Source organism: Micromonospora sp. NPDC023966, assembly GCF_040639095.1.
Classification (GTDB): Bacteria; Actinomycetota; Actinomycetes; order Mycobacteriales; family Micromonosporaceae; genus Micromonospora.
The window spans coordinates 1-9,765 of the sequence record NZ_JBEZZJ010000065.1 but is presented as its reverse complement, the minus strand read 5'-3'; the positions used below and the strand labels follow the sequence as shown (position 1 = coordinate 9,765).

12 protein-coding genes are annotated in these 9,765 nt (G+C 75.9%); 3 read left to right on the top strand and 9 right to left on the bottom strand.

The window, feature by feature from the left end; translation table 11 throughout:
* Positions 1-165 precede the first annotated feature (165 nt).
* Positions 166-993 (bottom strand): NAD(P)H-binding protein, encoded by an 828-nt coding sequence (locus tag AB0F68_RS34685; protein ID WP_357346037.1) that lies wholly within the window; start codon positions 991-993, stop codon positions 166-168.
* Between the two features lie 96 nt (positions 994-1,089).
* On the opposite strand from AB0F68_RS34685, the gene AB0F68_RS34680 reads away from it, so the two are divergent.
* On the top strand, positions 1,090-1,491 hold the full coding sequence (locus AB0F68_RS34680; RefSeq protein WP_357346035.1) for a helix-turn-helix domain-containing protein: 402 nt from the start codon (positions 1,090-1,092) through the stop codon (positions 1,489-1,491).
* 4 nt (positions 1,492-1,495) lie between these two features.
* On the opposite strand, the gene AB0F68_RS34675 is transcribed toward AB0F68_RS34680, so the two are convergent.
* The 3 genes from AB0F68_RS34675 to AB0F68_RS34665 are packed head-to-tail and all read right to left on the bottom strand — an operon-like array spanning position 1,496 to position 4,412.
* Positions 1,496-2,341: an LLM class flavin-dependent oxidoreductase gene (locus tag AB0F68_RS34675; RefSeq protein ID WP_357346033.1), complete on the bottom strand. Its 846-nt coding sequence runs from the start codon at positions 2,339-2,341 to the stop codon at positions 1,496-1,498.
* Between the two features lie 29 nt (positions 2,342-2,370).
* Positions 2,371-3,378, bottom strand: a complete 1,008-nt coding sequence (locus AB0F68_RS34670) for a TetR family transcriptional regulator (RefSeq protein WP_357346031.1) — start codon at positions 3,376-3,378, stop codon at positions 2,371-2,373.
* 41 nt (positions 3,379-3,419) lie between these two features.
* Entirely contained in the window at positions 3,420-4,412 is a 993-nt protein-coding gene (locus AB0F68_RS34665) for a tyrosine-type recombinase/integrase (RefSeq protein ID WP_357346029.1), read from the bottom strand.
* 129 nt (positions 4,413-4,541) lie between these two features.
* Between AB0F68_RS34665 and AB0F68_RS34660 the strand changes: the two genes are divergently transcribed.
* On the top strand, positions 4,542-5,570 hold the full coding sequence (locus AB0F68_RS34660; RefSeq protein WP_357346027.1) for a WYL domain-containing protein: 1,029 nt from the start codon (positions 4,542-4,544) through the stop codon (positions 5,568-5,570).
* Between the two features lie 37 nt (positions 5,571-5,607).
* Here AB0F68_RS34660 and AB0F68_RS34655 read toward each other — a convergent pair whose 3' ends face one another.
* From AB0F68_RS34655 to AB0F68_RS34635, 5 genes are all read right to left on the bottom strand, one after another.
* Complete coding sequence (locus AB0F68_RS34655) at positions 5,608-6,033, bottom strand: Hsp20/alpha crystallin family protein (RefSeq protein ID WP_357346025.1); 426 nt, start codon at positions 6,031-6,033, stop codon at positions 5,608-5,610.
* Between the two features lie 73 nt (positions 6,034-6,106).
* The gene (locus tag AB0F68_RS34650) at positions 6,107-6,616 is read right to left on the bottom strand and encodes a GNAT family N-acetyltransferase (protein WP_357346024.1); all 510 of its coding nucleotides are present in this window, start codon (positions 6,614-6,616) and stop codon (positions 6,107-6,109) included.
* A gap of 39 nt (positions 6,617-6,655) precedes the next feature.
* On the bottom strand, positions 6,656-7,177 hold the full coding sequence (locus AB0F68_RS34645; RefSeq protein ID WP_357346022.1) for a DUF2087 domain-containing protein: 522 nt from the start codon (positions 7,175-7,177) through the stop codon (positions 6,656-6,658).
* Between the two features lie 151 nt (positions 7,178-7,328).
* Complete coding sequence (locus tag AB0F68_RS34640; protein ID WP_357346020.1) at positions 7,329-7,895, bottom strand: isochorismatase family protein; 567 nt, start codon at positions 7,893-7,895, stop codon at positions 7,329-7,331.
* 72 nt (positions 7,896-7,967) lie between these two features.
* The gene (locus tag AB0F68_RS34635) at positions 7,968-8,471 is read right to left on the bottom strand and encodes a MarR family transcriptional regulator (RefSeq protein WP_357346019.1); all 504 of its coding nucleotides are present in this window, start codon (positions 8,469-8,471) and stop codon (positions 7,968-7,970) included.
* Positions 8,472-8,539: 68 nt separating this feature from the next.
* Between AB0F68_RS34635 and AB0F68_RS34630 the strand changes: the two genes are divergently transcribed.
* Positions 8,540-9,765, top strand: a 1,226-nt coding sequence (locus AB0F68_RS34630) for an MFS transporter (protein WP_357346017.1), incomplete at its 3' end; no start/stop codon positions are given.

Below are 9,765 nucleotides of genomic sequence, written 5' to 3'. Positions count from 1 at the left end.
GTTGCCCGCGGGGGGGGGCTTGGGTTTTCCGGCGGCTAGTGACCGGAGACCCCCCGGGTCCTCCGCCGCCCCGCGCGGCGGGGGGCCCCCCCCGCCCCCGCCCGGGGGCGGTCGGCGCGGGTCGGCCGGCGGAACCGGTCAGGAGCGGTCCCCCGGCGGAACCGGTCAGCGGAAGGCGGCCACGTGGCGCGCCGCCCAGTCGGCGAAGCCGCGCGGCGCCCGGCCGAGCAGCCGCGCGACATCCGGGCTGACCCGCTGCTCGGCCGGCGACGGCGTGCCCAGGATGCTCAGGGTCGCCGCCACCACCGGCTCCGGCATGAACGCCAGCATCTGCTCCCGCGCCTGCTGCGGGGTCTGCTCGACGAACCGGACCGGTTCGCCGAGCGCGGCCGCGAGCGCCGCCGCCTGCTCCCGCGGCGAGACCGCCGCCGGGCCGGTCAGCTCGTACGTGCCGCCGGAGTGGGCGCCGTCGCGCAGCGCGAGGGCCGCCACCTCGGCGATGTCGGCCGGGTCGACGGTCGGCAGCGCCACGTCGCCGAACGGCGCGTGTACGACCCGCCTGGCGCGTACCCCGGGCGCCCAGGCGAAGGCGTTGGAGTGGAAACCACCCGGCCGCAGCAGCGTCCACTCCAGCCCGGACGCGCGGACCGCCTCCTCCTGCCCCGGCGGATGGCGCTTCGTCGCGACGCCCTGCGAGGACAGGAAGACCACCCGGCGTACGCCGGCCCGTCGCGCCGTGTCGAGGACAGCGCCCGGGTCGGCGCCGCCGGTCAACTGCTCGCCGGTGAACAGCAGGAACAACGCCTCGGCGCCGTCGAACGCCGCCTTCAGCCCGGTCGGGTCGGCCAGGTCGGCGCGGACCGCCCGTACGCCGGGCGGCAGGTGAGCCGCCGAGACCCGCCGGGACACGGCCGTCACGGGCTCGCCCGCCCCGGCCAGCGCCCGCACCAGCGGCCGTCCGACGTTTCCCGTCGCGCCGGTAACCACGATCATGATGTGCCCCTCTCGGTGTGTGCTGTGGACACCGAGCACGCTAATCGCCTGGGTATAGTAGGTACCTAGAGGAAAGTAACGGCCTGGGGAGCGATTGTGAGCGGCACCACCTGGCCGTCCCAGGGGGACGGTGACCCGGAGCAGGCCTGCCCGATCGCGCCGGTGGTCGACCTGGTGTTCAGCCGCTGGACCACGCCGATCCTCTGGGCCCTGCACGAATACGGCCGGCAGCGCTTCGTCGAGCTGGAACGCCGCCTGGTCACCATCACCCCGAAGGTGCTCACCCAGCGGCTGCGGCAGCTCGAACGCGACGGCCTGGTGCTGCGCACCTACCACGCCGAGGTTCCGCCCCGGGTGGAATACGAGATCACCGAGCTGGGGCGCAGCCTGGCCCCGCTCTTCGCCGGCCTGGCCGAGTGGTCCGCGGGGCACCTCGACCGGGTCGAGCAGGCCCGCCAGGACTACGACGCCCGGCCGCGCGTGCCGCGCGGGCGTTGACCGGTCAGCGCAGCGGACCCCGGGCGACCGCGGCCCGCATCTCGGCGGGATCGCCGGCCGGGACGTACTCCAGCCACCAGGTCGCGCCGGCCACCGCCAGTTCCCCCAGGTAGGCCCGCTCGGCCCGCTCGTCCGGGCGGCGCCGCCGGCCACCGATCGCCACGTCGAACGGCTGCCCGTCGGCGCGGGTGGCCGGCAAGGCGGCGACCAGGTCGCGCACCTCCCCGGGGGTGAAGTCGGACCAGCCGGCGGTGTCGGTCAGCTTGTAGGGCACGATGCCGTCCGCGCGGGCGGCCCGCCGCAGCACCGCCCTGGCCTGCGTGCTGCCGCCGACCCAGACCGGCACCCGGGGCGACTGCACCGGCGCGGGCCGCAGGGCCACCCCGTCGGCCCGGTAGTGGGCGCCCCGGTGCGTGACCCGCTCGCCGCCGAGCAGCCCGACCAGCAAGTCGAGGCCCTCGTCGAGCATCGCGGCGCGGGTCTTCAGGTCGGTCGGCTCGCCGAACGCGGCGAGCCCGCGGTCGGCCGGGTCACCGACACCCACCGCGACCCCGGCCCGGCCGCCGGAGAGGTGGTCGAGCGTGAGGACCTCGCGGGCCAGCTTGGCCGGGCGGCGCCGGGGCAGCGCGGTGACCGTGGTGCCCAGCCGGATCCGGTCGGTGCGGCCGGCCACCGCCGCCAGCACCAGCCAGGGATCCCAGGTCGGCGGATCGTCCCCGGCGTGATGGATGAGGTAGTCCTCCAGGAACACCCCGTCCCAGCCGGCCCGCTCGGCCAACTCGCCGAGCGCGACCAGGTCGGACACCGTGATGGAGGGGCCTCCGCAGCAGATCTCCAGCCCGTGTCGCATGCCGGCACCCTACGGTCCGGGTGCGACGGTCAGGCCGGGGACATCACCTCGTAGAGGTTGCCCGCGTCGTCGCGGAAGAACAGCCCGCGGGCACACAGTGGATGGTCGGTGCGCCCGTTGTCCGGTGCGCCCGGCTCGCTGCCGTAGGGCACGCTGGTGGCGCGCAGCCGGGCCAGGATCGCGTCGAAGGTGGCCGGGTCGACGTCGAAGGCCACGTGGTACCCCTCCGGCGCGGACAGGCTCATGAAGTCCAGGGTGAGCTGGTCGTTGACCCGTACCGGGGCGAAGTGGCCGTGCCGACCGGCGGGCGGCAGCACCGGCAGGCCCATCACCTCGGCGAAGAACCGGGCGGCGGCATGGTGGTCGCGGGCCGGGACGATGGTGTGGTTGAGGGTGACGGTCATCGTCTCCTCGGGGGCGGCCGGCGCGAGGGCGCCGTGCAGGAACAGGTCGACCAGCTCGGCCGGGGTCGGCGGGTCGTCCGCGAGCGGAGGGCGGCCGGGCAGCAGGACGGCGAGGAACAGGGCGGCCAGCCGGTCGGCCGGCAGCCGCAGCCGGTCCCCCTCGGGGGCGAACAGCGTGGCGACGGCCGCCCGGGTGGCGGTCGCCGCCTCGTCCCGGGCGCCCGGCGGGTGGTCGCCCGCCACGCCCGGCGCGCGGCGGCCACGACCGGGTCGGCCGGCGGTGTGGGCGACGGCGAGCACGGCGCCGAGCCGACCCAGGTGGGCCAGCAGCGCGGTGGCGGCGGCGGTGAGCCGGTCGGCCAGCGGCTGGTCCAGCGGGATCGCGGCCAGCTCGGCGAGCACGGTGTCGGGGCGCAGGGCCTCGGCGACGGCGGCGTCAAGCAGGGCGTCCTTGTCGGGGAAGGCACGGAAGACGGTCGCCTCTCCGATGCCGGCGGCGCGGGCCACCTGTGCGGTGGTGACCGCCGCGCCGTGCGTGGCGAGCAGGGGCAGCGCGGCGCGGATGATCATCGCCCGGCGCTGGTCCGGGCTCATGCCGGGCGCGCGGCGCCGGGGTGGCTGCGATTCGGTCATGCCGTCCAGCGTGCGGAGTGAGTACTCACTCCGTCAAGCGGTTATCCCCGTCGGCGGGCCCGGGCGGCCCAGATCGCGTACGCCGGGTCCCGGTCCAGGTTGTGCCGGTCCCGGTCGTAGCGGCGGGTGGTCCGCGGATCGGCGTGCCCCATGGCGTCCTGCACGTCCTCCAGCGGCACCCCCTCGGCCCGTGCCGTGGTGGCGAACGCGTGCCGCAGCGAGTGCGGGGACAGCCTCGCCCAGGCGGGGATCCCGGCGGCCCGGGCGAGCCGGCGCACCAGCCGGAACACCGCGTGCCGGTCCAGCCGCCCGCCGGTCGCGGTGACGAGCAGCGGACCGGTCAGCTCCGGCACCGCCACCCCCTCGGCGGCGGCGCGCGCCGCCAGGTAGGTGTCGATCGCGTACGCGGTCCCGGGGGTGAGCGCCCGCCGGCGGGCCTTGCCGCCCTTGCCGATGAACCGGACGCTGCGGTGCCCCCGCTCGTCGCCCAGGTCGGCGAGGTCCAGCGAGACCAGTTCGCCGACCCGCAGCCCCAGGTCGGCCAGGAGGGCGATGGTGGCCCGGTTGCGGGCGGCGGTCGGCCCGGTCTCCGCCTCGGCCGCGGCGAGCAGCGCGTCGACCTCGTCCGGGGTGAGCCCGACCGTGGCGGAGTGGTCCCGGTCCACCCGGGGACGGTCCGCGGCGGCGACCGGATTGGCCTCCACCGCGCGCAGCTTGACGAGGAAGTCGTACCAGCTGGACAGGGCGGAGAGGCGGCGGGCCACGGTGGCGGGGGTGAGCGGCCGGCCGCCGCGCCCGCAGGGTGTGGACTCCAGCTCCCGCCCGTAGGCGTTGACGTCGAGGAAGCTGGCGCGCAGCGGGTCGAGGTCCCGGCCGGCGCACCAGCTCAGCCAGCCGGTGACGTCCCGCCGGTACGCGTCGCGGGTGTGCTCGGACAGCCGCCGGTTGCGCAGCCACGCCTCGGTGAAGTCGGTCGGCCCGCCGGGTAGGGCGGCATGAGCCGACGTGCGGGGCAGCACCTCGGGACGCAGCATGTGAGAAAGGCTCTCAGCCGGTCGGGCGATTCGCGACGAGGCGCGCCCGACCGATCTCACCCGGCCTCCTCCACCAGCCGGCCGCCGGGCGGCCCGCCAGCGGATGTCCGCGCGGGATACCGTCACGGCGTGCGTGCCAGCCGCCTGGTCTCCGTGCTGCTGCTCCTGCAGACCCGGGGCCGGATGACCGCCCAGGAACTCGCCGACGCCTTGGAGGTGTCGGTCCGCACCGTCTACCGGGACGTCGAGTCGCTCGGCGCCGCCGGCGTCCCGGTGTACGCCGAGCGCGGCCCGGCCGGAGGCTACCGGCTGCTGGAGGGCTACCGGACCCGGCTGACCGGGTTGACCGCGCCGGAGGCCGAGGCGCTGTTCCTGGCCGGCCTGCCCGGCCCGGCCGCCGACCTGGGCCTCGGGCCGGTGGTGGCGGCCGCCGAGTTGAAGCTGCTCGCCGCGCTCCCCGACGAACTCGCCGACCGGGGTGGCCGGGCCAGGCAGCGGTTCCACCTGGACGCGCCGGGCTGGTTCCGGCACCCCGAACCGACCCCGCACCTGGCCGCGCTGGCCCGGGCCGTGTGGGAGGACCGGCTGGTGGAGATGCGCTACCGGCGCTGGCGCGCGCCGCGCGAGGTGACGCGGTTGGTCGCCCCGCTGGGCGTGGTGCTCAAGGCCGGCCGGTGGTACCTGGTGGCCCGGTGCGACGAGCAGTTGCGCACCTACCGGGTCGGCGCGGTCCTCGACGTGGCGGTCTGCGACGAGCGCTACGAGCGGCCCGCCGACTTCGACCTGGCCGACTACTGGCGGGAGTGGACGGAGCGCTACGAGCGGGACGTCTACCGCGACCGGGCCCGGATCCGGCTGACCGTGGCCGCGCTGGAGTTCATGCCCTACGTCTTCCCGCCGGAGATGAGCCGGGCCGCCCGGGCGGCGGCCGGCGAGCCCGGCCCGGACGGCTGGCTGGAGACCACTGTGCCGATCGAGTCGGTCAAGCACGCCCACACCGAGCTGCTCAAGCTCGGCGCGGAGGTGGAGGTGCTGGAGCCGGCCGAGCTGCGGGACCGCCTCGCCGCCACGGCGCACGCGTTGGCCCGGCTCTACCCGGTCGACCCGAAGCCACCGGCGGGGGCGGAAGGTTCCCCGGCCACCCCCGCCACCACGTGACCTGGCCGTCGGGCGCTGATCTCCCTGGCGGCGCCCCTCAGGCGCTGATCTCCCGGCGGCCGTTGCCGTTCGCGGTGACCGCGATCCGGCGCGGCTTGGCCCGTTCGGAGATCGGGATGCGCAGGGTCAGCACCCCGTTCTCGTAGCCGGCCTCCAGCTTGTCGGTGTCGAGGGTGTCGCCGAGGAAGAGCTGGCGGGTGAAGGTGCCCATCGGTCGCTCGGCCGCGACCAGCTCGACGTTGTCGCCGGCCGGCCGGCGCCGCTCGGCGCGGACGGTCAGCACGTTGCGCTCCACGGTGCAGTCGATGCTGTCCGGGTCGACGCCGGGCAGGTCGAAGGCGGCGTAGAAGTAGTCGCCGTCGCGGTAGGCGTCGAGGTGCGTGACCGCCGGCCGGGCCGTGGTGCCGAAGAACTGCTCGGTGAGCCGGTCGATCTCGCGGAACGGGTCGGTGCGCATCAACATGGTCGTGTCTCCTCGGTTCTCCTGGCCGAAGGTGTCAAGTTGAGTCTGGGTGACTCAAGTTCTCGCTTTTGTTTTAGCGCGGCACGGCGGCGTCGTCAACCCGTGCGGGGAGCACTTTCTCGAACCAGTGCTGGGCGTACGGGCCGGTGTTGAACGCGGGGATCTCCCGGTAGCCGTGGCGGGCGTACAGGGCGCGTGCCTCGACCAGGTCGGTGCGGGTGTCCAGCCGGATCCGGTCCGCCCCCGCGTCCCGCGCGTACGCCTCGACGGCGGCGAGCAGGGCGGCGCCGCCACCCGCGCCGCGGTGCGCCGGGCGGACGTAGACCCGGGTCAGCTCCGCCCAGCCGGGTTGCCAGCGCAGCCCGGCGCAGCCGGCCAGATGTCCGTCTTGGCGGGCCAGGAGGAACAGCCCGGTGGGTGGGGTCAGGTCGTCGCTCGGCGACTCGGCGAGGGCGGCGGTCACCTCGCCCGGTCGCTCGGGCCGGCCGTGCCAGCGGCGGACCATCTCGGCCAGGTACTCGTACAGCAGGGCTCGCGCCTCGGCGGTGTCCGGGGCGCTGCGGTGGGTGCTCCAGGTGCTCACCGCCCGATCCTCACCGGCCGGTCAACGGCTTTTCCGCGGCTAGGGCCGCCAGTAGACGCCGTGGTCACGGGCGAGCAGCCGGTCGTCGATCAGGTAGCGGCGCAGCGTCACGTGGTCGGCCTCACCGCCCTCGCACCATCGGCGCAGCGCGTCGTCCACGGCCCGTTCCGGATACCGCACGCCAGGGGTGAAGGAGCGCTCGGTGATGTGCTTCAGCAGCACCCGGCGGCGGCCACGCTGGGCGGGCAGCCGGGTCAGCGTGCCGTCCCGGAGGAAGGTGCGCAGGATGGTCTCGCGGGGGTTCGTCGCCGGGGATGCCGCGGGCGGGCCGCCGGCGCGGGCGAAGTCCCGCAGCCGCTGCCCGTCGACCCGCAGCCCCGCCCCGTCGTCGGTCAGCACGCCGACGGCGGTGAGCCGGCGCACCGCGGTGGCGGCGTCCCGGGCGGACAGCCCGGTCCGGGAGACGACGGCGGAGACGTCTCCGGCGCCGAGCACGATCGCGGCGAACACGGCGCGGCGGCGCTCGTCGGCGAGCGCCCCCGCGAGGGCCTGTGAGCTCATGACGGGCAGCCTGCCAGCGGCATCCCTCGCGGGGCCAGGGGTTTTCCGCCGTGCCGCTCTCCGGGTCAGGCTTTTCCGCAGTGCCGCTGGTCGCGGGACTCGCGTGGAGCGCGGCTGTGGCGGCTGGTCCGCCGCCGCAGCCGCGGCTCGCCTAGGCGGGGACCGGGGCGGCGAAGTCCACGTCGGCGGTGTCGACCGTGCCGGCGGTGCGGCCGGGCGCGGAGTGGAAACGCCAGTAGAGGTTGGTGTGGGCGATCACCTGCTCCGGCGCCGGCGCGCCGTAGGCGGACAGGTCCTCGGTGGTGTGGGCGTCGGCGACCAGGGCCGCGTCGTAGCCCCGGGTGATCGCGCCGTGCAGGGTCGACCGGATGCACGCGTCGGTCTGCGCGCCGGTCACGACGAGCCGGCCGACACCCCGCGTGGCCAGGACCGACTCCAGGTCGGTCTCCTCGAACGAGTCGCCGTAGGCCTTGTGCACCAGCGCCTCGTCGTCGCGGCGCACCAGCTCGGGGACGTATTGCCACTGCTCGCTGCCGGTGGGCAGCTCCTCGCTGCGGTGCTGCACCCAGACCACCTCGACCCCGGCCGCGCGGGCCCGGTCGACGAGGGCGGCGATGTTGCCCACCACCCGGTCCCGGTCGTAGGCGTGCTGCACGACGCCGTTCTGCACGTCGATGACGAGCAGGGCGGTGTGCGGTCGGTCGACGAGTGTGCTCATTGGGGCCTCCCTGGAACGGGGCGTCGGCTGGTCGGTGGCCAACCTAGCCCCGGCCACCGACATTCCGACCGGTCAGATCCGGCCCGGCGGCGGCCCGGCCGCCAGGGTGACCCGGCGGAGCAGGTCGGACAGGACCCGTCGTTCGTCCGGGGTCAGTGCGCCGAGGACGCGGCGCTCCTCGTCGCCGACCACCCTCATGGCGCGCTGCCAGGTGGCCCGGCCGGCGTCGGTGAGCGCCACGTCGATCCGGCGGCGGTCCACCTCGGACGGGATCCGCCGGACGAAGCCCCGGCGGACCAGCGCGTCCACGCGGGCGGTGATCGAGGCGGGCGCCATCCGCAGGTCACCGGCGATCTCCGAGGGCGCGGCCCGGCCGCCCCGGCCGGCGAGCGCGTGCAGGGTGCCGTACTCCTTCTCCTGGAGGTCGAGTTCGGCCAGCACCCGGTCCTTCACGTCACGCAGGTGCCGGGTGAGCAGCGACATCCGGACTACCGCGCCCTCCACGTCGGCGTCCAGGTCGGGAACCACGGGCAGCCAGCGTTCGACGTGCTGGTCGACGGGGTCGCGGTAGGTCACCCAACCACGGTACGCCGACGACGAAATATTCGTTGTCGAAATATTCGACGTCGAAGTATCCTGCCGGAGTGACCCATCCTCTCCGGCTCCGCCCCTTCCGGCTGCTGTTCCTCGGCCGCACCGTCTCCGCGGTCGGCGACGCCGTGGTGCCCACCGCTCTGGCCCTGGCCGTGCTCCGGGCCACCGGCTCGACCGCCGCGCTCGCCGTGGTGCTCGGCTGCGCGATGGTGCCCCGGCTGCTGCTGCTCCCCCTCGGCGGCGTTGTCGCCGACCGGTTCGCCGCCCGCCGCGTCGCCCTCGCCACCGACCTGGTGCGCTGCGCCGCGCAACTGGCCGTCGGCGTCGAACTGCTCGGCGGCGCCCCCGCGCTCGCCCACCTCGCGGTGGCCTCCGCCGTCGGCGGCGCGGCCTCGGCGTTCGCCATCCCCACCGCCTCCCCGCTGGTCGCCGGCACCGTCGACGGCGACGGCCGGCAGCGGGCCAACGCGCTGCTGGGCACCACCGCCAGCGCCAGCCGGCTGGCCGGCCCCGCCCTGGCCGGCCTGCTGGTCTGGACCGTCGGGCCGGGCTGGGCGTTCGTACTGGACGCGGCCTCGTTCGCCGTCAGCGCCGCGCTGCTGGCCGTCATCCAGGTGCGGCACGTGCCGGTCCCGCACCGCTCGCTCCGCGCCGACCTGGCGCTCGGCTGGCGGGAGGTCCGCGCCCGCGACTGGTACTGGAGCAGCCTGCTCGCCCACGGCGTCTGGAACGGCGCCGCCGCGGTGCTGCTCACCCTCGGCCCGGTGATCGCCGTGGACCGGCTCGGCGGCGAGGGCGTCTGGGTGCTGCTCCAGCAGGCCGGCGCGGTCGGCCTGCTGGCCGGGTCGCTGCTCGCCGTCCGGGCCCGACCCCGCCGGCCGGTGCTGCTGGGCAACCTGGCCCTCGCGGCGTACGCGGCGCCGCTGCTGCTGCTCGCCGCCGCCGCGCCCGCCCCGGTGACCATCGCCGCCTACTGCCTCGCGCTGATCGCCCTCGGCTTCCTCAACCCGGTCTGGGAGACCGTGGTGCAGGGCCAGTTCCCGCCCGAGGTGCTCGCCCGGGTCACCTCGTACGACTGGCTGATGTCACTGGGCGCCATGCCGCTCGGCTACGCCCTCGCCCCGCTGGCCGCCCGGGCCTGGGGCGCGCCGGTCCCCCTCGCGGCGGCCGGGCTGCTGGTCCTGTTCGCCTGCGTCGGGACGGCCGCCGTCCCCGGCGTACGCCGGCTGGGCTGGCCAGCGGGGCGAGGGCGTAGCCGAGCGGTATGGCGCCCAGT

Bases quoted from the DNA above. Each gene is read 5' to 3' on its own strand.
- AB0F68_RS34640 (WP_357346020.1), bottom strand. From the start codon at position 7,895: ATGAGCACACTCGTCGACCGACCGCACACCGCCCTGCTCGTCATCGAC.
- AB0F68_RS34685 (WP_357346037.1), bottom strand. From the start codon at position 993: ATGATCGTGGTTACCGGCGCGACGGGAAACGTCGGACGGCCGCTGGTG.
- AB0F68_RS34665 (WP_357346029.1), bottom strand. From the start codon at position 4,412: ATGCTGCGTCCCGAGGTGCTGCCCCGCACGTCGGCTCATGCCGCCCTA.
- AB0F68_RS34655 (WP_357346025.1), bottom strand. From the start codon at position 6,033: ATGTTGATGCGCACCGACCCGTTCCGCGAGATCGACCGGCTCACCGAG.
- AB0F68_RS34645 (WP_357346022.1), bottom strand. From the start codon at position 7,177: ATGAGCTCACAGGCCCTCGCGGGGGCGCTCGCCGACGAGCGCCGCCGC.
- AB0F68_RS34675 (WP_357346033.1), bottom strand. From the start codon at position 2,341: ATGCGACACGGGCTGGAGATCTGCTGCGGAGGCCCCTCCATCACGGTG.
- AB0F68_RS34670 (WP_357346031.1), bottom strand. From the start codon at position 3,378: ATGACCGAATCGCAGCCACCCCGGCGCCGCGCGCCCGGCATGAGCCCG.